Below are 24311 nucleotides of genomic sequence, written 5' to 3' on the forward strand. Positions count from 1 at the left end.
CTCCTCCTTTCGCATACTGTTACTAAAATGATAACACATTACAAAAACGATCTCAAACTGAGATGGATCATTGTGAAGTCATGTTTATGGTCACTGATGATTAAACCTTGATGCACTTTAGTGGCGGAAATTTACGCAGAGTCGAAGTTCTTGGTTATTATGTCCACGGATCTAACATATTAACAGTCGATTCTCCTAATGACTAATAACTACCATTTCTTTGTCTTTTTTCGTTTTTTACGTTACACTAATTATTAATTTTTCAATAAAAGAAAAGAAGTGAAATAAGAAATGTCCATGAATTGGAAAGCAAACAAATTACCCACTTTGATTGGTATTACGCTACTATTATTAGCTAAGTTATGCCTCCTTCGCTTTTTCTTTTTCAAAGAAGTTACGGGAGCAGGTCTAATCGCAGACACATTGTCCATCCTTGTAATCATGTGTTTATTCGATCTCATCACACCGATCAAAGCAAAACGAAGCGTATTCTGGAGTGTTAATCTCATTGGTTCGCTTATGCTCTTTGCTGCAACGTTGTATCAGATTCATTTCGGTTCAGTACCCACATATACGACACTCACAGAACTAGGACAAGTAGGTCAAATTCGTTCCAGTATTACTACTTTGATCAAACCGATCCATTTCTTGTTTTTTGTAGATTTGGCTGTCGGCCTAATATTTATTCTTGTTAGTATCATTGTCCGTCGCAAGAGACATCGAATGCACACCTTAGGTCATATCATGAGTTCTACTCGCAATCACCGGGTCGGAAAAATGAAATGGAACATCGTTGTTGCATTAACATTAATACTAAGTATTGGTTGTTCAAGTCTTGTTATCAACCGTTCTCTGCACATCGATAATGAACTTGTTCAAGCTGAGAATCTTGGATTTCTAAATTACCAAGTGGCTGCTGCACTTAAGAGTAAACAAGAGAGCAACATGATCGCTAGTGGAAATCTGCAGGAAACCAAAGCAGAAGTGAATGCGCTACAGTCAACCTATCCTTATCGTAATAATAACGCTGTACCACCTGCACAGTTCGGATCTGCTAAAGGCATGAACGTCATTGTTGTGCAAATGGAAGCTTTTCAGAATTTCCCGATTCACCTCAATCTAGAACAACAAGAAGTCACACCTGTGCTTAACCAGCTTGCGAAAGAAAGCTACTATTTCCCATACTTTTATCAGCAGATTGGTCAAGGCAATACATCGGATGCTGAATTCATGTCCAACACATCCATTTATCCAACCGGAACCGAAGCGATGTCGGCCGGATTTGGAAACAGAGAGCTACCAAGCCTTCCGCGCTTATTACATGATCAGCAATATAAATCAGCAACTTTCCATATCAATGATGTAACTTTTTGGAGTCGAAACTTGTTATACCCAGGGCTTGGATTCGATCATTATTATGACAAACCCTACTATGTAAATGATCTATTTAATGATTTCGGCGCTTCAGATGAAGAAATGTATCGTGTTGGTATCGAGAAGATCACAGAGATGGCCTCTGACAAGAAGCCTTTTTATGCACAGTTCGTAACAACGTCTAGTCATGCTCCCTTTGTTATTCCCGAAGATAAACGTAGAATTACGGTTCCTGCCGATATGGAGGGATCGCAACTCGGTAACTATTTAACAGCTGTGAATTATACCGATTATGCATTAGGTACACTTATTGATCAGTTAAAAGAGAATGGCCTGTGGGATAACACCATGTTGGTCGTTTATGGAGATCACTTTGGTCTTAACCCGAAAGAAATAGCTGGGTCTGAGATAACAGCCAAACTTGGTATTCCTTACGATAATCAGATCAGTCGATTCAATATTCCATTCCTGATTCATGTTCCTAAACAAAAGGATGGTAAAGTTGTTGAACTTACTGGTGGACAACTCGATATTATGCCGACAGTGGCTAATCTCTTGGGTCTATCCTTAGAGGATAAGAAGTTTACCGCATTCGGACGTGACCTTCTAAATACGGACCATCATGTTGTGGGGATGCGATATTACTTACCAACAGGGTCTTTCTTTAATAACGATGTCTTGTTTGTTCCTGGTGCTGGTTTTGAGGATGGAACAGCCACTTCGCTAAAGACACTCCAACCTGTTCAAGATGTGAGTGCCTACCGTAAGGACTATGATTATATAATGTCACTTATGAAATTATCAGATAAATATGTGAAATTGTTGCCTAAACGTACACCATAATCGTGTATAGGTACTTGATACAAAAATTGTCTTGGGACATTAGAGCAATACGCTCTAATGTCTCTTTTTCTTGCTATATGATCTATCGCATCTAGCACAAGAGCCGCCTCAATGCACGATTATTTAGGAAGATCTTGTGAGCAAGTCTGGAAGCATATCAAGAATGTGGATACTCGTCAGGGCGTCCCCATAATTCCACTCACAATCCTCTACCCAGTAAGCATGGCCACTTCGGACAGCGGGTAGTCCTTTCCACACCTTACTTTCAGCTAATTCATAGGCCGCCTGCCGGGATGAAGCCTCCTTCGTCAGAACCATAAATATTCGATCTCCTGCGAAATGGGTCAGATCATCGATGGAAATTTCCATATAGCTCACTCCTCGGTCAAGTAACTGCCCAATACTGGAAGGCGCCTGAAAACCCGACTTATGATATAACGTAGCCGGAAGTCCAATTGTTCCCATTACAAAAAAACGTCCACCGCGATCAGTAATGAACACTGAAGCGCTCTCCCCCGGTTGTAGTTCCTCACTCAATCGCATCCACATCTGCTCCGTGCGTTCCTTATAATTCTCCAGCCATTGTTCGGCAACCACACGAACGCCCAACAAATTTCCTAGCGTGTGCAGCCGCTCTTCAAGGGGCGCAAATGAATCAAATGTTACCGTTGGAGCGATCCCCATCGCCTTGTTATACTGTTCCTCATCGCTGCTCGCCAGAATAATTAAATCCGGTTCCAACTCTCCTAGCTTGGCAACATCGATTAAGAATCCGACGTCGACCACATTGGATAATTTCTCTCCAATCTTGATGCGTTCTTCCAAGAGTGCACTACCCTCTACTGCATCTACACCAAGTGCCACTAAATCGCCAAATGTCTCTCCGTGATATACGATTCGTCTCGGACGCTGCGGAATCTCGACGCTATTACCAAGCCAGTCGCGGACGTGGACCAGCCCCAGTGTTGATTTGGAATACTGTCTTGGCGCTTGACCCGTCATCTGGCGAAAGCGACGGTTGAAATAATATTCATCCTGAAAGCCGACTAGATGAGCAATCTCACGCAGCGGTGCATCTGTGTTTCGCAACCACTCTTTAGATCTCTCAATCCGCAACTCATTCAGATAATCCAGTGGTTTCTTACCGGTCAGTTGTTGAAAAATCCGAGTATACTGTTGATACATAACCCCTGCTAATTCTGCAAGTTGCCGGACGCTTATACGTTCCATATAGTGACTATGAATATAGGTAAGGGTATCCTCAACGAGCTTGGTCCCATCTACATTCACGCTCTCAGGTTGAATGTTGTGCTGAAGAAGAAGCACCATCAGCTCTTGAAAGCAAAGCTGTCTCTTGTAATCTCCCAGTTCGTTAGAGGATATCTCTGCTTCTTCCATAAGCTTCACAAGACGTAGGATACGAGTCAGTGGATGGGCAGTCAGCTCCCCTAACCTAGATGCTAGCTCTCCATTGTATAATTGAGGATGCATTCCTCTCATCTGAATAGCGGAAAAAGACAGCCTGTAATATATTAGGGTGCATTCCGTTTCATTCTGAAGCTGGTATCCACTTTGGGGACAAACTAAGAATGCCCTACCCGGAACCAAGTGAAACTTTCTATAATCGTCCGTCATGCCCCCCGCTTGACCCTGTGTTACAACCATCAGTGTATGTAATGGGTTTCGTTCCTTTAGCGTTTCCCCTCCAGAAGGTACCTGACACAATCGGACTTCATCCAAATGAAAGAGCAGTGATTGCGTTGTTGATATAGGAATGGGATCCTTATTCATAATGAACGACTCCTTTAAATGAGAATAGTTCTCATTGTATAGAAAAAAGGTAAGCCTTTCAACCCTAAGATTGAAAAGCTTACTTAAGAACGATCGCTATCTTTATATATTTATCTTAGGCCTTAGTTACCCAGTAATTTCGGTAGCTCATTCAGCATATATTCACGGGTAAAGGCGTCCGAGCTCGCTTTATTTATATCTAATCGGTAAACATGTCCGTTCTTCACGGCAGGAAGGCCCTTCCAAATCGGACTTGCCAACAGTTCTTCCGTTGATTTCCCCGCTTCACTGTCTACAGGATTGAGAATAAAGATACGATCTCCTGCAAATTTACCAAGCTCTTCCACTGATATTTGTCTAAATCCTTCTCCTGCATCTAGAACCTCTTGAATCGGCTCCGTCGGTTTCATACCACCCTTGCCATACAATAACTGTGGAAATCCAGCTTGAGCCATAATGAACAGCCGATCCCCAGGATAATACGTAAATACAGATGCCGTCTCTCCTGGCTTAAGCACCTTTTCGTAAAGTTGCTTCCAGATTTCCTCCGCCTTTGCATTGTAAATAATAAGCCAGTCCGTTGCCTCCTGCTGTTTACCAAAGATGTCACCCAACTCGATCATTCGTTCATCAAGCGATGCAAATGTATCAAACATAATCGTTGGGGCGATTTTTGTAAGACTTTCATAGGCTTTCTCGTCGGTGTCTGCAACCAGAATCAGATCGGGATTTAGGGAAATAGCCTTCTCAAGATTAATAGGAAAACCCACATCCTCCACTTGGGTCAACTCATTCTCATATAATGTATCTTTGATGGAGCCTCCGAGCGCCCCAATCGGCTGAATGCCTATCTCCAGTAGATCACCCGTCGTTTCACCCGCAAATATGACACGCTGCGGTGCTGTCGGGATATCAACCGTATGCCCTCTATAGTCAGTGTACGAACGTGAGACTTCATTCTCTGAAACATCTGAAGTTCCCTTCGCTGCATCCGTTGTGCTGTCTGCACTATTTCCATTCATAGATTTACTGGCTATAATGTCATCTTTACTACCAGTGCAGCCAAGTAACATAACCCCCATTAGGGAAATCAGTGCTATTAATCCAACCATATATCTTACTTTCTTCATAAACACTCTACCCCACTATTCTATTCGTTTTATAGTTATAGATAATGATAATCATTCTCTATTAGTAGAGTACGGATATCGACATACTAAATCAATGGACAAAATCAAATCTGTCTCATTTATTTTCTACAAACATACTAGCATAGCGGGTATTCATTCAGATTTTCTCAACATAATCTTGCACTGCTACCGTCTTAAACCTTCTTTTCTCATGGAAATACCCCCTCCAAGGTCTCTCATCACTACATGAAAACATGAGTTTTTAATGAGAGACTCTTAAAGGGGATCACATTAGATCTCGTTTATGGGGTTATTATTTGATGCTGAACTGTATTCATGTTTCCCTAGTTCCTTAGCAATTCCTCTAACATCAAGTCCATCTATTGCAAAAGCTCTTCGAATCAACTCAGGAGGAACAAACTCATCGTATTTGCCCAAATACGGCGCTTCATCAGGTGATAATAGGGTGATCGGATCCTCGCAGTTAGAGGATTCTGCTAGAATATGGTCAAGGAGAGTCTGCGCATTGGTCTTACCCGATACGACCATATAATAAGGCTCCATAGGGACAACAGACCTAAGGCCCAACTTATCCTTTAGGTTATTCTTAATTAATCGTTCCAAGGTTCGGAACTGCTTGCTTCCTACCCAAGGCATGATGAAGAAGGAATCGCCTCCAGCAGGTATGACAGAACTACGTAACATCCCGCTTTCCCGCACAAGGCGGCGAGCACGTTCGAGACGGTTCACGGCATTAGGTGCTAAATAGGAGTAGATACCATCGTCCGCCAATATCTCACGCATCTTCTGCACGACACGGGTATGTACATCCCCACCAGCTCCCAACCAGAGCGTGTCCACTTTTCCACGGGAAGATTTCACATAGACCGCTTGATGCTTCGTATCTACCTCTTCAACCTTCCACAGCTTACCTGCCAATGTGAAACAATATCCCGGAGGTGGAACCGTTGTAATGGAACCAATCTCCTCCGTCCCGTTATATACAACATGTTCCTCATCATCTTTAAACACGGCATAGAACCGGAAGTTATTCACGATTCGCTCCCCCATCAATCCAATAATGAGGGTACCCACTTCTGTCCGCTGAATATGGTCAGTCTGCAGTAAATAATTTAGAAATATCTTGTAATCATCTGGCCGAATCCCTTTAAAAGAAGGTAACGTGAGCACCGCTCTTGCAAGATCGGCAGGTGCCGCTTCACCAAGGCTCTTAAGCGCACTCATCGTTTGATGATACAGCAGTCCCATTGGCATTTGACGAACTTGTAGCGGTTCAACCCATTTCTCTCGAACATATAGTTCGATGACAGCAATCGCTCGCAGTAACATCCATGGCATCCGTGCGGGTAACTCTGCCTCTTCATCCTCTTCTTCCGGGCATACGAATAACATTTCCGATGCTGCATTACCACGACGTCCTGATCGTCCTAGTCTTTGGACGAAGCTCGAACTGCTGTAAGGTGCTCCAAGTTGAACCACTCTTTCCAGTTCACCTAGATCAATCCCTAATTCAAGTGTTAAGGTTGCCGCTGCAACGGCTGGTCCATATCCTGTACGGAGTGCCGCTTCCGCTTCTTCACGCAACATCGCAGATATACTGCCATGATGAACGTAGAATACATCGGGCTCATGTCGCTTCGTAGCTATGCGCCGTAGTTCCAATGTCATTAGTTCCGCATCGGAACGACTATTCGTGAAGACCAGAGCTTTCTTATGATGCGTATGATCGTATATGTAGTCGTGATACGCTTGCTTCGCATGTTCCAACATCTTAGCCTCTTCTTCATTACGTGCATCAGGAAATGAGAAGTGCTCTACACTCAACTTCAGTTTGCGTCCACCCTGTGGAGACACAATCTCCGTTCGTTTGTCTGTGCCTGCACTAATCCACTCCGTTGCGGAATCATAGTCACTAAGCGTGGCTGACAAACCAATTCTACGCGGCTGACAGTACGCCATTCGCTCAATTCTAGCCAGCTGACATAACACTTGAATGCCTCGGTCCGATCCCATAAAAGCATGCACTTCATCAATGATGATGTACCTGAGATCATGGAATAAGGCTGGAATTGCATTGGGTCGATTCATGAGAAGCCCCTCTAGAGATTCAGGCGTAATTTGTAGTACCCCAGAAGGCTTCTTCATGAGTTTAGTTTTCTCAGCTTGAGGAACATCCCCATGCCAATGCCACACTGGTATTCCGCCTTCTCTCAGAAGTTCATTCAGTCGTTCAAATTGATCATTAATTAGCGCCTTCAGTGGGCTAATATACAGGATACCCACCGATTTAGACGGCCTAACATGCAACTCCGTCAATGCTGGAAAGAAGACGGCTTCCGTCTTGCCAGAAGCCGTCCCCGAAGCGATAAGTAAGTGATTGTCCGTATCAAATAGCACACGACAAGCTTCTACTTGTGCTTCACGTAATTCATCCCATCTTTTTCGATATATAAATTCTTGAATGAACGGAGCTAATCGGTAGAAAGGATTGTTACTCATAGTTCGAACTCCGCAAGGAAGTCATTCACTTCATCCGGATCAGCCGCAGCGGGTGCCACATGATGCTCGCCGAGAAGGTCACTGAATGTCTTCTCTGGATTCTGATAGAGTGTATTGAGTAAATCCATGAAATCTCTCACAATTTCACGTGTCGTGAGGAGTTCATCTGCCCCCAATCGACCCACTGCTAGTTCCATAAATTGTACCAGTTGTACGTCGCTTAAAGATGACTCATAACTATAGTGCATCGCATGAATCTGACTAAGCTTCTGTAATAGAATTAAGATCTCTTCATGCGACAACATGTTCAAGCGAAGCATCGGTCCTGTGTAATTCTTCAAGCCTTCAGTGCCATAACGTCCCTCTACCAATCGCGATCTAAGTGCTTCATAGCTGAACAATCCTCGTCGTGGATCCTCCACAAATTGAGGGGTTCCGCCTAGGAATATGCCTAGATGCTCTGCTTTACCTTGCATGGTGTCATTAAACATCATGAGTAACTTCTCATAGTTACTTTGACGAGAGATGCTGTTGGTTATTTTGTATAGATTAACCCCTTCATCAATGAACAGGAGCAGTCCCTTGTAACCGATTCGAGCCACGAACTCCGACCACAACTTCATATAGTCGTACCAGTTGCTATCATCGATAATCACACCAACATCTATCGATTTACGTGCCTCGGTTTTGGTCGCATATTCACCACGTAACCAACGAAGTGCAGCTTGTTTACCCTCATCGTCTAATAACTTATAACTGTTCCAATACGCTGCGAGTACCTTAGCGAATTCGAACCCATGTACCATGTTCTGCATCTCTGATGTAATGGCAAATATCCGTTGCTCCACTTCCTGATTCAATGCAAGATCATTCGGTCGAAGACCTAGCTCCTTCATCGCTGCTTGCTGAATGGAGGCAATCCATTTCTGCAAAATAACTTCGAGTGCTCCTCCATCTGGACGCGTGCGTGTGGAGAGGTGCGTCATCAGCTCACGGTACGTCGCTAATCCCTGCCCCTTGGTTCCAACTAATCGCCGTTCAGGCGACAGATCAGCATCTGCCACAACAAATTCTCGATCCATCGCGTAATTACGTATCATTTGTAACAGAAAGCTTTTGCCGCTACCATATCGTCCTGTAATCAGCTTGAATGTTGCGCCACCCTCTGAGACATTATCCATATCCCGTAGAATAGCTTCAATTTCAAACTTACGTCCTACTGCGATATGCTCCAACCCAATTCTCGGCACCACGCCTGCGGTTAAGGAATTCACAAGGGCTGTCGTCATTCTTTTGGGAATTTTCAATTCACTCATGGTTATCACCTCTTACTCTTCTCATGAAATTATCTTCGTTAATTGAGCCAACATCGGCATATACTCCTCAGTCAATTCATCACCATCTATAATTAAATCACCAATCGTATCCATTGCGATCTGGTTAATGTCATCTAGTAACAGTTCTGGCATTGTTCCCGCTTCATTGGCTATATTCTGTAGTCCTGACAGACCGTGTCCCTCTTTCAGTACATATATAGCTTCGAGTTGAATTGCTCTGAGTGCGTCCGCGAATTCCGCCCACTCTTCTGGTAGTCCAGTGACATCCCATGTTATGTGGGATTCAGGTGGCTGACCGTCAACTTCAGCTTCTTCAAGCCCCTTTAAGTTATGCTGCGACAAATTTAGAGATAAGGCTGTATCTTCATCCCCATCAACAGCCCATTGTGACCCTTCAGGTTCGTGATCCACAACAAACTCAGCATCTTCCTCTTCCTCTTGGTTCACAGTAAGAATATCTCGAACGAACTCCGAATCTTGCTGAAGCTGAGCAAGTTTCTCTTCATCGATAACGACAGCTGGACCGGTCCGTTCTTGTACAGGCGATGTATTGAACATTCGATCCATGTAACGAGACACGAGTGTCTCAATCTCAGGTTCTAGCTCAATGCCACGAAGTCTTCCCTTAAATTTCAATTTCTCTCGAAGTTTATTCTCCGTCAGACGAATCAATTGTGTCGCGAACTCCCTTAGAGGTGCATGTTCACTAATTCTGGATACATGTATAACAACCGATCGACCATGTTGAGATTCATCGTACATCGCACTTTGAAACAGAGGTCTTTCCTTTTCCGTCATCGGTCCCGGGTAGAACATCTCAATGAGGCGTAGCCCTTGTTGTTTCGCTAAATAAGCATCCACTAGCGCAAACACCTTAGGGACATATTCCTTCATGGATTGTTCCCCGTCATCGATGTAGAACTTACTCTTGGATACATCAACATCGGACAATCTTAGCAACAGGGATAAGGGGATATCAAGCGGTTCTGTCTTGAATCTATACTTCAATTCCATCTCTAACAAATCACCGGAAAGTTCATTTGGAGCATATCTGAATGCATCATGAAGAGAAATAGGAAGCTGATGTACCAAGGCAAAGTCCGTCATCCATTCTAATAAATGCGACGTCAGTTTCTTATGACGTTCACGATAGGCCATCCATACATCGACCATCATGTGATACCCTTGTAGCGGTTCTCTCCATCCGATCCCGTTGATCAATTCATACACATATAGAAAAAGATAAGAAAGATCTGTATCCGGATATCGCTTCCCTCTCACTTCACCTCTCCAATAGAAATACCATTTAGATTGCGATGCTGTCATGCTATCATAGGTAGGCCAGTAGTTCATAAAAGGTACAAACTCAGCGGATGATTCGATGGTTTCCTCTAACATTCTAGCTCTTTTGGTAAACCGATGTTCACTTGCGTCTCCCAATCCTATTCCCCTGATAGGAAATAAGGTAGTGGATGATTCAAGCCCCCTGGCTGATCTCGGCTGTAGTGGAAATAGAGACTCAATTTCATCATGAAGTTTAAGATCGAACGGGGATTTCAGTTCGCTCCTAGAAACGGATGCTTGGATACCTTCTACCTCTGACAAAATCGGCGTACTTTGCCCTTGTTCCATATGATGAGAGGCATGTCTTTCGGGTACCGGCCATGGCGTTAATACCGATGGAATTGATTGTCCCCCATCTTCTCTACGGGGAATAGGTGTCCCCTTCTCGCCACGCTCTCCTTCTAGTTCCATCTCCGTCATATGAAGTGAGGTAGACTCCGAAAGTATGGACGGTCGTACCATCCTCCGATAGGGTCTTGGCAATTCTTTTCTCGGATTCTTAGGATTATAGATCACGTATTGAGATACGGTATATTCATTGATCTTCAACAAATTCATATGAGTAGTCGACACATAAGACTGTGAAATATAATCTTCTTCTGCATAGATCGCAATCTTGAGCCGTGACTTCATCTTCTTCAATTGCTTATATATTTGAGTCGTACTACTTTTCGTTAAATCATCGGGTTCAAGCATAAGTATGATATCAAAGGACATCGTCTGTACTTGTTGTTGCTTCGCTACATTAGGTGTAGCAATCATAATCCCACTGGAGAGAATCTCTTGAAACATCTGTTGTTTCCCACCAGCGGTAAGCCACATCGCATCTAGCTCAATCCAACTCTCTCTCAGCTTGTCCAATAATACCTTTTTACCTACCACAAGGATCTTCGTGTCTGGATAACGATGTATTGTATCATTCATGAACATCCGTATTTGGTCTGCATGTTTGAATGCTCCACCCCGAGCACCCCCATTCAAGCCCCACTCCGCCAGAAATTTCAAATGTTCGTAGACTGGGTATGTTCCTCCATGGGGCCACACTAGATCAGGAAAGACAACCCGATTCCACGCACCTTGCATCCTCTCACTTCCACGAGCAATAATCTCCACCGGAAGGAGTTGATAAGGTCTGTCCAATACGGCTCCATGAATGGTTCTGCCCATTGGACCTATCCCAGCTTGCCTAAGGGTATCCACCGAAATATAACCATCAAGAACAGGTACAAGAGACTCGTCTGGCTTGATCTTTCGTGAGACTTCAGCAGCTTTAAGCCGCTCAGATCCTACCGTCAACACAGGAATCGCATAGGCTTGGCCTACACCATTGTTCACTTCTGAATAACCTTCCAGTACAAGTTCAGCAGCTTGAAATGCTTCGCGAATGTGGATGTCAACAAGGTTTCTTTCTTCCCCTTTGTCGGTCATAAGTCACCCTCCTTTCCTAGTCCACTGTATAAAAAAAATCCTCTTCACACGCTATATATACTTCCTTCGATGATCATCGAGGTTGGAATTCACTAATAAACACTTCGATTAGATTATATCACTATTTATCTAAAAACTGATGGTTTCACGTCGGTAACATCATACGCAAAAAGAACCCCAAATGTAATATTCAGGGTTCTACTTATTTGGTTATATCACTTCGAAATCTTCCCTTTCCAAGCGCCGATGCCGCCTTGCAAGTGCGCTAGTTGGGTATAGCCTTTTTTCATAAGAATTCCTCCCGCTTTACCACTTCGCATACCACTTCTGCAATAGAGGAGTAGATGGCTATCCTTTGGAATCTCCGAAAGTCGATGGCCTAACTGAGAAAGAGGGATATTCTTAGCACCCGGGATAAATCCACCTTGAAATTCATGTGGTTCGCGTACATCAATCAACATCGGTGTTGGGCTATTCTTCATTTCGTTACGGAAATCCGCATCCTTTAAACTTCTTACATTCTTGGACGACCCCATTCGGTTAAAAATAAACCAAATAACAACGACGAGGATAGCGGGGTAAATAATACTCACACTAATTCACCTGTCCAATCCAAAAGACCGCCCGTCATATTAATGACATTAAATCCTCTTTCACTTAGCATCTCACATGCTAAACCACTACGGCCTCCACTTCTACAGACCATGAACATTTCCTGAACTGGATCCAACTCATCTTGTCTTTCCAATAGTTGTCCAAGTTGAATATGTGTAGCACCCGCAATATGTCCTTCCATCCATTCTTGTGGTTCTCTTACGTCTATAATCATAAGGGACTCCCCGTTGTTCAAACGTGTAGCGAGCGCCTCGGGCGTTATCTCTTTCGGTATATTAAAGGCCATTTCATTTCTCTCCTTTATTGAAGTTCCTTTATTTCATAACAATTATAAAATCGACAACCACACTTTAACCGCCGTGATTGAAATTAAAACGATTAAGGCATATCGCAAATATTTCACATTCATTCTTGCACTGATCTTCGATCCAAGAGGTGCCCCTATTACACTTCCTATTACAGTGAACAGCGTTGGCACGATGGGAATATGCCCTCCTGTTATTTTACCAATTACACCGCCTATGGCAGAAATAAATACGATGGCAAGGGAAGAGGCTATTGTCGTTCTTGTTGGGATTTTTAGCACAGTTAACATAATAGGAATAAGAATAAAAGCTCCACCTGCTCCAACAATACCCGAGACAATACCGGTTAAAAATGCCGCTACAATGGCAATCATTCTGTTGTACGTTATTTCACTCGAATCATCTTGTTGTTTGCCTTTATTCGGAATAACCATAAGCACAACAGCAATAATCGCTAATACACCATAAATAACGTTAATCTCATCTCCAACTAAAAATCTGGAAACGTATCCTCCGATAAGGCTTCCTAGCAAAATACTAACGCCCATATTGAGTACAAGTCCCTTATGGATCAATGACGCTGTTTCACTTTTCTTGCTTCTCACTTTATAGGCTATAACGCCCGCTAATGATGCAAAGAATACTTGAAACATACTGATGCCGGATACCTCTTGTGCTGTAAAGTTAGCTACACCAAGACTTGAAGGAACAAACAGTAACAAGGGATAATTGATGATAGCCCCACCAATACCTAACAATCCAGAAAAGAAAGAACCCACAAAACCAAGAATAATCATAATCATTGCAAGAAATATGTCCATAGACCCACCTTTATACTGCTAGCCCAATAGATTGATACATCCATTGAGCTCGCAACAATAATTTAATTAAGCCCCTATACACAGGGGAATTGTAAAGGTATAATAAAACCAAGTAAATTCATATGAATTAGGTGATTATTGTGCTGAATAAATTAAAAAGCTTGTTTGAAAGCAGATGCCCAACGTGTCATGAATTACTAACCTGTGATAATACGAACGTACACTTGATTAAAACATGCTCACAAGGTCACTATAAGGAAGAAACCTATCATTCCCTTGGCGTAAAAATTGTATATGATGCTACAAGCAACCTTGATTAGTCATGAATTGCACAACGGTTCGGCCCAATTTCCATATTACGTTGTTCTTCATCACTCGGTTGAATCTTACCCATATTGGTCTGACGAATCTCTTGATAAGCATTCGGTTGCGGTGGTAAATGATTCGTTACTTTGTCTCTGAAGTCTGCTTCATTCGGTATATTTAACCCTGGGTTAATCACATACAAATCTGCTAGACGACCCGATACTTGTCCGCGCTCACCAAGTTCAGAAATGTTGGCAAAGTGTGCCGGCAGCACAATCAACTCTTCTGATAGTTCTTTATAACGATGATATAATGTAGTCCGTAAATCTCCGACCCAATCCTCTGCTTTACCTGCTAAATCCGGACGTCCAATCGACTCCATGAACAAAATATCTCCTGTTAATAGGTACCGATCATCCACGATCAATGATGTACTCCCAATCGTATGTCCCGGTGAGTATACCGGTTGTATGTTAATCTTTGTGTTTCCAACTGTCAAGGTCTGACCCTCTTCAAGCATAGCATAATTGAACACAACTTCCGTCGCGTCCTTTGCAGGTAACCAGTAGGTTGCGCCCACTTTTTCAGCTAATAACCGTCCACCTGAGATATGATCCGCGTGAAGGTGAGTATCCAGCGTGTGCTTGATCTGCACATGTTGTTCTTTAGCAAAATCCCCATATACATCTGTCATTCTAAGCGTATCCACAATTACTGCTTCTCCATTAGAGATGATCATGTAAGAGAGACATCCTTTGCCTAGGCGTACGAACTGATAAATTGAACCCCCATCCGTAAGATCACCGATTCTTATAGGTTCCAAATGTTCACTCCATGACTTCATACCACCTTCAAGATAGAAGATATTGTTTCGTCCCGCCTCCACCATCTGTTCAGCGATAAATTGAGATGAACCCTCTTTGGCACATACGACAAGCACCTTGTTACCGTCCGGAATCTGATCAAGTACAGCATCCACGCCATCCAACAAGTCGAAATAAGGAATATTGAGTACTTCAATACCCTCGCCTTCTATTTTCCAGTCCTTAAAATCACTTTCATTACGAACATCAAGAATAAATAATTCTTCTTTGTTCACGACGATTCTTGCCAGTTCTTTGGCTGTCATTACCTCTAAACCTACTATAGGTATCATATGTGTAGTCCCCTTTTGAATTAGAACGATAAATTAATGTTAGCGTCTTTGGCGAAATCCAAGAAAGTTACAGCGCCACCCACTTCAATGCCATCGATAAAGTCCTCTTTCGTTAAATTCATCACATCCATTGTCATTTGGCATGCAATAATCTTCACGCCCAGTTCTTGTGCCATGCTCACCAATTCAGGAATGGCGGGCACATTAGCATTCTTAAATCCTTCAGCGAAATGTTCTTTCCCTTCTGGCAATGGTAGTTGTTGATGCGCTTGTTTATGAATTAAGTTCAACCCTTCGAAGGTGAAAAAGATTCCGACCTCTGCATCTGTTGCTGCGGATGCTGTTGCAATATTGAATACCTTATAGGCATCGAATAATCCACCGTTACTTGCGATAATTGCGACTTTTGTAGACATAAATAATAACCTCCATGAGTTGTAGTATCTGTGTTAGAAGACTGCTACGATGACGGATTATCCTTCCGATCGCTGTTGCCCTCCGATTTCTTGATTATTTACTGCTTCTAGCGGTTGAAATCCGAGGGCAAGCAATTGCTTACGTAGTAGTTTTCCTACGGAAACCTTGTAGGCGAACGCTATCGCTTTTGTAATAGCTTCCCTACGGAAAGCTTGTATGCGACACTTTCGCTTCTTCAGGACAATTCCGTCCTCTTCGCTAAACTTCTGCATGATTCATTTTCCAAAAACTAATTATGGGTTGAGCCAATATGTTTAGTTATTGTCAGTCGGGCCTGTCCAAACAGACATGCCTTCTATTACATTCGTAACATTCTTGAATCCTTTATCAGCTAGCATTTGGCATGCCATGTCACTTCGATGTCCTGTATGGCAAATAACGTGAATATGTTGTTCAGTATTGAGCTTATTCATGCGATTCTCTAATTCACCAAAGGGGATAGATACGGCATGGGGTATATGATTAAAACTATATTCAGCAGGTTCACGCACATCTACAATGGTTATTTCTGCGCTTGATTCGACCATTTGTAACAATTCTTCATTGGAGACGGTATGAAGGTAGGTCATTTCCTCCTTCAATTCATTAGGGTTCGCTTTACGAATGTAATGTTTGAGGACGTCTCCTTCCGTGATCGTGCCTAAATATTGATGACCTGTATTCTTAGTCCATCCTTGCATATCCGCGAGGGAACCTTTATCTGTAGATTGAACTTCCACGACTTGACCTGAAGTCAATTCATCCATTGCTCTTTTCGTTTTTACGATAGGCATTGGACAAGCAAGTCCTTTAGCATCCAGCACTTTATCTACTTTAATTGTCATGAATCTAATCCTCCTATTATGCAAAGCAAAAGTTAGTATTCAATAATACTCATACCCGTATGGGTATATTATGAGTATAGTGTGATCTTCTTCATAGGTCAATTAACGTTGCTAATTTTATTATCTCTAGTAATCTCACAATGTAATAATATGTATATATTTGACCATTCTAATTATGTGTTCGTGCAGCAAAACTCCCATTTCACAGTATGTGAGACGGGAGTTTTGTTGTTATTTTAATATTGTATTCAATCCAATTGAATCCCCAACATTTAGTATTTTAAAAAATTCACTAGGCTTTGAGTTGTTCATCAGCCTGAACCTTTATGCGGTACTCCTGAGGAGTGACACCTTCTAGTTCTTTAAACACGCGAGAGAATTGTTTACTATTCTCAAACCCGACTGACTCCCCTATCATTGAAAGCTTAACCGGACTACTCAATAACAACTCCTTGGCCTTTCGGATCCGTACCTTTTTCAAATATAGAACGAAATTCTCCCCAGTATGTGCTTTAAAAGCCTCGCTAAAATAGGAATAATTCAGGGATACATGATTGCTTACCATTGCCATATTTAATGCACGAGAATAGAACTCTTCTATAAAAGCAACCGCTTCTTTCATATCTCCATGTTCTGTATACGCCGAACGAACCTGTGTAACATAGTCATTCACACTGATCAGTAGATGTTCTAACTTACGATAATAATCATGAAAGCTCTGAAAGTTAGACATATTGCCTACCTTCTTATATAACTTAAGAACTTCAACCGAAGATTCTCCGTAAACTAGAAACACTTCATCAAGTACTTGCTCATTTACCAATCTACTAACCCGCTCCAAATATGAGATGTCTATCTGATTCAAATGTTCAATCTGAAATATACTGCCTAGCAGAACCAACATCTCTTTCTCATGATCTGTTCCGAGCATGTTACCTAATTTACGAATATCTTCCTGAGGGTATGGAAAGCTCCTACGTTCCCCCTTGATCGCATCATACTCAATGAAATGGGCCTGCGGATATAAGAAAGTATACTGTAATGCTCTTACAGCTTCCGTATATTGAGTAGTAATATCCACTAGCTGATGACCCTCTGTGCTACAAATTCCGATACGAAGACCCTGCCAACCTTTGGCTTCAGCCTGTTTAGATAACTCTTCAAACCAACTCCTTGGACTCCCGATTAGAACGAGTCGCCCTTCGTAGTCAGGTGTCATGACTTCAAGTTTCCCTTCCAAGCAATCCGACAGCCGATCTACAAGGCTTTCTGTTTCACTCGGGGACATTCTGGACCCATCGTCATATCGGAAATTCACAACAGCTAATGTAAATGGCTTCTCAATCTTTTGAAATCCGATCTCACAACTATACTCCTCCCACTCATCTTCCGATAACTGACTCTCTTGCAGCAACAATTGCTGTATACGACTAGCACGAATGCCCTTATGTAAAAGTTCACATTCCTCTTCCCGTTGCCGATCGATAGCTTCTTGTTTCGTTATGTCCTTCTCGATACGATTCAGAAGATCAAATAATTCTTCTCGGCGAATTGGCTTTAATAAATAATCTTTTACTTTATATTTAATGGCTGTCTTCGCATATTCGAAATCATCAAATCCACTTAGAATGACAACAGCCGGTCCTTCCCCACAATTCTCGTTAGCTAATTCCGTTATAAGGCGAATCCCATCCATGATAGGCATCCGAATATCGGTGATCACAATATCGACACATATCTCCCGGTAAAGCTCCAATGCGCTTTGTCCATTACTCGCCATATGAATACAATATATATCTGGGAACTCTCGTTCAATCATCGTCTTCAATCCAACTCGGATATTCTTCTCATCATCTACGATCAGTAGTGTTCGCTTCATCAGTACTTCCTCCTGTCAATAGCACTCTAGGTAAAGTAATTAGCACCTTCGTATACACGCCCTCAACACTTGTAATGATCAGCCCATAGTCTTTGCCGTAAAAGAGTTGCATCCTCTGATGTACATTGTGTAACCCAATCCCTGTACCCGCTCTTATATGGTCTTGCTTATCTCGATCCAACATATTCTTATCATCGAATCGGTCCTCTTGGATTCCTTTATTTAGCTCTAATAGTTGATCTATACCTATCCCGTCGCCATTGTCCGTAATCGATATACAAATATCATCCTTCACGGCCTCTACCACAATTCGAATTTCTTTGTCCGTACTGTCATCACTCGATTCTGACCACCCATGCTTGACACTATTCTCTATAAGTGGTTGAAGAGACATTTTCAGTACTTCTATTTCCATGTATTGAGTTGGTATTTCCATAACTAATAAGATAGGTTCTTCAAAACGAATATTCATGACATCGATATAATTCTGAATATGTCTAATCTCATCCTTTAATTTGACATACTCTCCCGACCATTTGAAATTATAACGCATCATCCCACCAAGGGATGTCAGAGCATCAGATATCGTGCGATGGTTGTCTATTTCCGCCAACATTTTAATATTCTCTAACGTATTATAGAGAAAGTGGGAGTCAATTTGATTATGTAACGTTCGTAGTTCTGCCTCTTTGGTCAATGCCTGCTTACGAACAGCCACGGCAACAAGTTCGTTGATCTTGTACATTAATTTATTGAAATGGTGAGCAAGCTCCGCAATCTCTCCACCACCACGAATCGTAATTCCTGTGTAGAGTTCACCTCTACGAGCTTTCTTCATCGCTTCCGTAAGTCTGACTAAATTCTTCAGAATAAAAGAATTAAGTATATATGCGATCACCGTGAATAACACGATAAACAACACATTTGTTCCAATGGTCTTGTTACGGATAACGGAAATCTCTTTCGATACACCCTCCATAGAGACCACATTTAGTAAATATGCGTTCATACTCTCAATGGGAACCTGGATGAACAAGAATGAATTACCGTTCTCACGATACTCAGTGTTCCATACCTCGCCTTGTTGGAGAGATATGAAGCGATCACGAATCGCCTGATTCATTACTTTATTATCCTGAAGGAAGGAATCATTCTGTCGTGTAAACAGTTTCAAGTCACTATCTATTAGAAAAAATTGCGATTGATCATCCTGCATTTTCGAGAACGTCCTAGGTGAGAATTTAGATAACAACATATCCACTTGAATAATGCCCGAATGTACACCGGTAGGAACACTGATCTCTCGGAGCAAAGATACTTTAGGACTATTCTCTGGTTTTGAACCCTCCATCACATCGAGGTCATAGTCTTGAAAGACCCACTTCGGTTGATTTCCCAGTCCAATTGTCTCCTTATACCATGGTTCCTGCTTAATCCTATCCTCTCGAAAAAAGATAGGCCAAATTTCATGGACATACTTACTGGCCGAGAACAACCGTAAGTGCTCTATATTTGGATTAGTAAACTGGATTCGAGTCAAATTAACAAATGCATTCATATTAAATTCAACAAGTTCACTTATATCGAGTTCCGTCTGACTCGTTAAATAATTCTTCACATCTTTATCAGATTCAACAATTTGAGCAGACCGCTCCATCGATTCGATCTGATTCAGAATTTGTAATTTCTCCATTTCAAGTAAATTACTATTCTTACTAATCGTATCTCTAATATAGGTTTCATTGATCGAATTGAATGAACGGGTAGAGACAAATAAACTAGGCACCAAAATAATTAAGATATACGCTGACATTAAGCGACTCTGTAACGATCTACGATCCCACCAATACCTCAATGATTGTAGAAACTTCGGTGTCCATTTCATCATCTATAGCTCTCCCCATTCTCGTTGAAACAGCCCCGAACCCGCGTTAATTACGGATTCAGGGCTCTTGACCTATTTGTTTGATTATAATTATTTCAAGAATTCTTGTAATTTCTTTAAGTTTTCCTCATATTTCGTTTGTTGGAATGCCGTTACTTGATCCAATCCATCTTTTTTACGTTTTTCTTGATAATCATTCCAGATGGTATCGAACTCAGCATCCGAACTGGACATTAAGAGTTTAGGAAGGGTTTTACCAAATTGCTGACCAAGTTTCGTATTAATGATACCTTCTGGCGAATTCCCCGTCGGGTTAATTAACTCGAACTCAGATCCACTCACCGTCTTCCCTCTAGTCCAATCTTGGATAGATTTAAACGGTTCTACAGCTTTCGGAGCCCATTTATCTGTGATATTCGTATTCATCAGCATCCAGAATGTGAAGGACGATCCATTCTGTTTATCAAAGGCAGAGCGGTCTGAATTCAGTAATGCTAATTGATCAGGTTTATATTGATCTACGCCATCAATTGTATCATAGCTGAAGCCTTTCTCTCCTAAGAATAAATCCTTGTTTCCTTCTTCACTGTTCAGATAACTCATGAAACGAATAGCACGTGCTTTGTCTTTCACATTCTTAGAAATCAAGGTTACTGTCCATCCTGAAATACCAGGACCGTCCAGCGTAGGTGTATCTAGATTCGTGTTAGCTGGTCCATCTACAGCGATATAGACCGCATTTGGATCTTTCGCATATAACGAACTTAATTGTGCTTCCATATCTTTCCCTTGATAGATCATTGCGAAATAACGGCCTTGAGCAATTTTTTCTTCCATTTGCGGACGTTTGTCAATGAAGACGTCTTTCGCTAACAATCCTTCTTCATTCGCTTGACGCAAAGTCTTAAGCCATCTCACATATTCAGGATCCGTAGAGCGATCATTTATTTTACCGTCTATTGCTCTTGGGATAGCTAATAAGTTCTGAATAAAGACTTCTAGTGAATAGTTACCTGTATCTGTGAACTCATGTAATCCAAGTGGGATTAATGGCTGGCCATTTACCGTGCCAAATTTCTCCTTCGCCAATTGTAGCGCTTTCAGAAATCCTTCAGGTGTTCTCATTTCTGGACTACCAATCGCTTCGTACATATCTTTACGTACGAGGAATGTTTGGTTAGCGATATACGTATCTCCATATTGAGCATAATCTTTTGGAGAAGAAGATGCATTCGGATAAGCATAGACATTACCATCAGGCTTTGTATACCAAGATAACTTCGCAGCATCAGATGCCGTAAAGAAGTATGGATCATACTCATCAGCTAGTTTATTAAGTGGAAGTACCATTTCACCGTCAATCATCTTTTGAATGGCATCATCTCCTTTATCTAACGTAATGAAGTCAGGAAGATTGCCAGATGCAATTAACGTATTTAATTTCTCTTTTTCATTACCCGCTGGAACGATAAAGTTAATATCTACGCCTGTCTTTTTCGTAATGTATTTCGACGTCGGATCTACGCCCCATTTATTCGCGAACCAAGAGAAGTTCAGATACCAATCAAATTTGATTGGAGAAATGTCTTCTTTCCAACCTGGTTGATCTGCAGTTAACGTCACAGCGGGCTTATCTTCAACTTTATTGCCATTAGCCGCTTTATTAGTGTTATTCGTTCCTGAGGAACAGGCCGCTGTGGAGACTACCACGACCAATGCCGCAGTCATTAGCAAGCTACGCTTCAAATACTTCATGTTCATTTTCTTTACCCCTTTTCGATGATAGTTAGTATATCATGCTTATATTACAACCCTTACCGCCACTATGCGGTAAGGGGGAATATCTTGAAATAATGGACTATCCTTTGATCGAACCAATCATCATACCCTTCACAAAGTACTTTTGTAAGAAAGGATATACGAACACAATAGGAAGTGTAGTAACGACCATCGTCGCGAGCTTGATCGATTGGGATGTTACTGTCTTCGCTCCAGAACTTCCTTGCACTGCAGCAACCATTTGACTAGAACTTGATTGTGCAACCACTCGGTATAGATACGTCTGAATAGGTTGAAGATCCGTATTGTTGATATAAATCATGCCCGTGAAATAATCATTCCACTGATATACACCATGGAATAATGCAATCGTCGCAAGAACAGGCATGGATACCGGAAGAACTATTCTCAGAAAAATGGACCAATCATTAGCCCCGTCAATTCTAGCTGCTTCCTCCAATCCTTCCGGAATTTCACGAAAGAACGTCATAAAGATAATAAGATCGAAGAAACTAAACATAGCAGGAATGATATATACAAGAAAATTATCAAGTAAATGAAGATCTTTCATAAGTAGGAACGATGGAATCAGTCCACCTGCGAAGAACAATGTAACCGTCCCAATCAGGATATACACTTTACCTCCGATAAGTCCCCTACGTGAGAGGGCATACGCAACCATGGCTGTAAAGAATACATGCGCAACCGTACCGATGAACGTCTTAGCTACTGTAATTCCCATAGCAGTCATAATACCTGGACTATCAAATACCGCTTCGAAGTTCTCAAAGCTAAACATTCTAGGCCACCAGTAGATACCACCACTCATGGCATCTGTCCCATTGTTAAAAGCGTTGACCAACACGTACCATATCGGGTACAAGGTGACGAAACAAATAAGTAACATACCGATGGTGTTGATGATATCGAATAGGGCCTCACTTTTCGTTTTTCGTTGAAGTTTAAACATGTGTATGAGCCTCCTTATTCTAAAACAGCGACGTATCGTTAATTTTTTTAGAAAATTTATTCGCAACAAGTAGTAGGATCAATGCAATCACTGACTTAATCAAACCAACAGCAGCTGAATAGGAATACCTACCGTTAAGAATACCTGTTTGATATACATAGTAGTCTATTACATTACTTGCACTGTCATTGAGCGAGTTACGTAAGACTAGAATCTGATCGAAATTAGAGTTAAGCACGCCACTGACTGCTAGTATGAATAAAATACTAATTGTAGATTTAATGGACGGCAGTGTAATATACCACATTTTCTGAAAACGTCCTGCACCATCGATGGTCGCTGCTTCGTACATTTCAGGAGATACACTCGAGATCGCAGCCAGATAGATGATCGCAGACCATCCTAACTCTTTCCACAAATCTGAAGAAATAATAATTGTCCAGAAATAGCTAGGCTCGGCCAAATAGGTAATAGGTTGATCAATAATATGTAAAAATAATAGTATATTATTAATAATTCCAACGTCTGCTAACCAAGTTGCTAATATGCCTCCCAATACAACCCATGAGAGAAAGTGTGGTAGGTAAGAAATCGTTTGTACGAATTTCTTGAAACGAACAGATCGTAGTTCATTTAGAAAGAGAGCAAAAATAATAGGTAATGGGAATCCTATTATTAACTTAATAAAACTAATCCCGATCGTATTCTTGATGACATTCCCTAGGTTCTCATCTTCCAGAAAAGCTCTGAAATGCTCTAGCCCAGCCCAAGGTGCTTCTGATATCGAATGGATAATATCGAAATTTTTAAAGGCGATGATTACACCATACATTGGAATGTAATTGAAGATAATCATCCATGCGACTCCAAGTAAAGCCATGGTCTGAAGATGCCTCTGGGTGTATAATTTCTTCAACCATTTACGCCGAGTTGAGGGCGAATTAACTGGGATTTCTTGCGATGCAATTTCTCTGTTTATAGTAGGTTTCATTTCCACGATTTCGACCTCCATGCTGATTCTTTTTCTCTATGTTGAAAGCACTTACATCACTATCTTTATAGTACGTCCTTTTCCTCATAGACATAAGGCTTCAGATTTCGTATTTAGGGTCTCATTTTTCGGGTAATGATAGAAAATAATATTAATAAAGGCGACTTTCCATTTAGCTCTGAACTGTGACCCGTAAGATGGAAACTTTGAAAAAAGTGACCCTCTTGCGGGTCATTTGTGTTTTAATCGAATTATCTAAAAAAGCGGAGGTCAATTTATGAACAAAGCGAGAGGAACTTCAAAGATATTTAATGAACATGAGATCAAGCAATTGGAGGTAAATCCCCATGTTCAGAATGTCAGGGAGAAGACCATTACGTATTCACCCACATTTAAGCTGGCCGCAGTGAAAGCCTACGAGAAGGGACAGACTCCAATGGAGATCTTTCTTGAAGCTGGATTTGACTTGGATTTCATTGGTCGTGACAAGCCAAAGCATTGTCTAAATCGTTGGCGTAATACGTACACTGCTCTCG

19 protein-coding genes are annotated in these 24311 nt (G+C 41.7%); 2 read left to right on the top strand and 17 right to left on the bottom strand.

Annotated elements, in window-relative coordinates:
* Positions 1-291: 291 nt before the first annotated feature.
* The gene (locus BW961_RS21425) at positions 292-2217 is read left to right on the top strand and encodes an LTA synthase family protein (RefSeq protein ID WP_244556018.1); all 1926 of its coding nucleotides are present in this window, start codon (positions 292-294) and stop codon (positions 2215-2217) included.
* A 123-nt stretch (positions 2218-2340) separates the two neighbouring features.
* Here the strand turns inward: BW961_RS21425 and BW961_RS21430 are convergent, their stop codons facing one another.
* From BW961_RS21430 to BW961_RS21515, 17 genes are all read right to left on the bottom strand, one after another.
* Positions 2341-4008, bottom strand: coding sequence for an AraC family transcriptional regulator (locus BW961_RS21430; protein WP_068592058.1), 1668 nt, complete (start codon positions 4006-4008; stop codon positions 2341-2343).
* A 122-nt stretch (positions 4009-4130) separates the two neighbouring features.
* Positions 4131-5138, bottom strand: coding sequence for an ABC transporter substrate-binding protein (locus BW961_RS21435; protein WP_068592060.1), 1008 nt, complete (start codon positions 5136-5138; stop codon positions 4131-4133).
* A gap of 291 nt (positions 5139-5429) precedes the next feature.
* A complete protein-coding gene (locus BW961_RS21440) occupies positions 5430-7658 on the bottom strand; it encodes a DEAD/DEAH box helicase (protein ID WP_068592062.1) in 2229 nt (742 codons plus the stop codon).
* Entirely contained in the window at positions 7655-8974 is a 1320-nt protein-coding gene (locus BW961_RS21445; RefSeq protein ID WP_068592065.1) for an ATP-binding protein, read from the bottom strand. Before BW961_RS21445 ends, BW961_RS21440 begins: the two co-directional genes overlap by 4 nt.
* 21 nt (positions 8975-8995) lie before the next feature.
* A complete protein-coding gene (locus BW961_RS21450; RefSeq protein WP_068592067.1) occupies positions 8996-11767 on the bottom strand; it encodes a TerB N-terminal domain-containing protein in 2772 nt (923 codons plus the stop codon).
* A gap of 215 nt (positions 11768-11982) precedes the next feature.
* On the bottom strand, positions 11983-12360 hold the full coding sequence (locus BW961_RS21455; RefSeq protein WP_244556019.1) for a rhodanese-like domain-containing protein: 378 nt from the start codon (positions 12358-12360) through the stop codon (positions 11983-11985).
* A complete protein-coding gene (locus tag BW961_RS21460; protein WP_068592069.1) occupies positions 12357-12668 on the bottom strand; it encodes a rhodanese-like domain-containing protein in 312 nt (103 codons plus the stop codon). Before BW961_RS21460 ends, BW961_RS21455 begins: the two co-directional genes overlap by 4 nt.
* A gap of 42 nt (positions 12669-12710) precedes the next feature.
* Entirely contained in the window at positions 12711-13508 is a 798-nt protein-coding gene (locus BW961_RS21465) for a sulfite exporter TauE/SafE family protein (RefSeq protein ID WP_068592071.1), read from the bottom strand.
* Between the two features lie 316 nt (positions 13509-13824).
* A complete protein-coding gene (locus BW961_RS21475) occupies positions 13825-14970 on the bottom strand; it encodes an MBL fold metallo-hydrolase (RefSeq protein WP_068592072.1) in 1146 nt (381 codons plus the stop codon).
* A 20-nt stretch (positions 14971-14990) separates the two neighbouring features.
* The gene (locus tag BW961_RS21480; RefSeq protein WP_068592073.1) at positions 14991-15386 is read right to left on the bottom strand and encodes a DsrE/DsrF/DrsH-like family protein; all 396 of its coding nucleotides are present in this window, start codon (positions 15384-15386) and stop codon (positions 14991-14993) included.
* A 57-nt stretch (positions 15387-15443) separates the two neighbouring features.
* On the bottom strand, positions 15444-15659 hold the full coding sequence (locus tag BW961_RS21485; RefSeq protein ID WP_068592075.1) for a hypothetical protein: 216 nt from the start codon (positions 15657-15659) through the stop codon (positions 15444-15446).
* 42 nt (positions 15660-15701) lie between these two features.
* Positions 15702-16271 carry a sulfurtransferase TusA family protein gene (locus tag BW961_RS21490; protein ID WP_068592078.1) on the bottom strand — a complete coding sequence of 190 codons (570 nt, stop codon included), beginning with the start codon at positions 16269-16271 and terminating at the stop codon, positions 15702-15704.
* A gap of 292 nt (positions 16272-16563) precedes the next feature.
* Positions 16564-18150 (bottom strand): response regulator, encoded by a 1587-nt coding sequence (locus BW961_RS21495; protein ID WP_068592080.1) that lies wholly within the window; start codon positions 18148-18150, stop codon positions 16564-16566.
* On the bottom strand, positions 18122-20038 hold the full coding sequence (locus BW961_RS21500; RefSeq protein WP_068592082.1) for a cache domain-containing sensor histidine kinase: 1917 nt from the start codon (positions 20036-20038) through the stop codon (positions 18122-18124). Before BW961_RS21500 ends, BW961_RS21495 begins: the two co-directional genes overlap by 29 nt.
* Positions 20039-20125: 87 nt before the next feature.
* Complete coding sequence (locus tag BW961_RS21505) at positions 20126-21796, bottom strand: type 2 periplasmic-binding domain-containing protein (protein WP_068592085.1); 1671 nt, start codon at positions 21794-21796, stop codon at positions 20126-20128.
* A 97-nt stretch (positions 21797-21893) separates the two neighbouring features.
* Positions 21894-22784, bottom strand: coding sequence for a carbohydrate ABC transporter permease (locus tag BW961_RS21510; protein WP_068592087.1), 891 nt, complete (start codon positions 22782-22784; stop codon positions 21894-21896).
* 19 nt (positions 22785-22803) lie between these two features.
* Positions 22804-23775, bottom strand: coding sequence for an ABC transporter permease (locus tag BW961_RS21515; protein WP_068592117.1), 972 nt, complete (start codon positions 23773-23775; stop codon positions 22804-22806).
* Between the two features lie 277 nt (positions 23776-24052).
* On the opposite strand from BW961_RS21515, the gene BW961_RS21520 reads away from it, so the two are divergent.
* A partial coding sequence (locus tag BW961_RS21520) for an HTH domain-containing protein (RefSeq protein WP_342190467.1) occupies positions 24053-24311 on the top strand: 259 nt, incomplete at its 3' end.

Source organism: Paenibacillus macquariensis (genome assembly GCF_900156375.1).
In the GTDB taxonomy this organism is placed as follows: Bacteria; Bacillota; Bacilli; order Paenibacillales; family Paenibacillaceae; genus Paenibacillus_AQ; species Paenibacillus_AQ macquariensis.

What these genes read in the sequence shown, in the direction of transcription:
- BW961_RS21425 (WP_244556018.1), top strand. Translation starts at nt 292, where the DNA reads ATGTCCATGAATTGGAAAGCAAACAAATTACCCACTTTGATTGGTATT.
- BW961_RS21430 (WP_068592058.1), bottom strand. Translation starts at nt 4,008, where the DNA reads ATGAATAAGGATCCCATTCCTATATCAACAACGCAATCACTGCTCTTT.
- BW961_RS21435 (WP_068592060.1), bottom strand. Translation starts at nt 5,138, where the DNA reads ATGAAGAAAGTAAGATATATGGTTGGATTAATAGCACTGATTTCCCTA.
- BW961_RS21440 (WP_068592062.1), bottom strand. Translation starts at nt 7,658, where the DNA reads ATGAGTAACAATCCTTTCTACCGATTAGCTCCGTTCATTCAAGAATTT.
- BW961_RS21445 (WP_068592065.1), bottom strand. Translation starts at nt 8,974, where the DNA reads ATGAGTGAATTGAAAATTCCCAAAAGAATGACGACAGCCCTTGTGAAT.
- BW961_RS21450 (WP_068592067.1), bottom strand. Translation starts at nt 11,767, where the DNA reads ATGACCGACAAAGGGGAAGAAAGAAACCTTGTTGACATCCACATTCGC.
- BW961_RS21460 (WP_068592069.1), bottom strand. Translation starts at nt 12,668, where the DNA reads ATGGCCTTTAATATACCGAAAGAGATAACGCCCGAGGCGCTCGCTACA.
- BW961_RS21465 (WP_068592071.1), bottom strand. Translation starts at nt 13,508, where the DNA reads ATGGACATATTTCTTGCAATGATTATGATTATTCTTGGTTTTGTGGGT.
- BW961_RS21475 (WP_068592072.1), bottom strand. Translation starts at nt 14,970, where the DNA reads ATGATACCTATAGTAGGTTTAGAGGTAATGACAGCCAAAGAACTGGCA.
- BW961_RS21480 (WP_068592073.1), bottom strand. Translation starts at nt 15,386, where the DNA reads ATGTCTACAAAAGTCGCAATTATCGCAAGTAACGGTGGATTATTCGAT.
- BW961_RS21485 (WP_068592075.1), bottom strand. Translation starts at nt 15,659, where the DNA reads ATGCAGAAGTTTAGCGAAGAGGACGGAATTGTCCTGAAGAAGCGAAAG.
- BW961_RS21490 (WP_068592078.1), bottom strand. Translation starts at nt 16,271, where the DNA reads ATGACAATTAAAGTAGATAAAGTGCTGGATGCTAAAGGACTTGCTTGT.
- BW961_RS21495 (WP_068592080.1), bottom strand. Translation starts at nt 18,150, where the DNA reads ATGAAGCGAACACTACTGATCGTAGATGATGAGAAGAATATCCGAGTT.
- BW961_RS21500 (WP_068592082.1), bottom strand. Translation starts at nt 20,038, where the DNA reads ATGATGAAATGGACACCGAAGTTTCTACAATCATTGAGGTATTGGTGG.
- BW961_RS21505 (WP_068592085.1), bottom strand. Translation starts at nt 21,796, where the DNA reads ATGAACATGAAGTATTTGAAGCGTAGCTTGCTAATGACTGCGGCATTG.
- BW961_RS21510 (WP_068592087.1), bottom strand. Translation starts at nt 22,784, where the DNA reads ATGTTTAAACTTCAACGAAAAACGAAAAGTGAGGCCCTATTCGATATC.
- BW961_RS21515 (WP_068592117.1), bottom strand. Translation starts at nt 23,775, where the DNA reads ATGAAACCTACTATAAACAGAGAAATTGCATCGCAAGAAATCCCAGTT.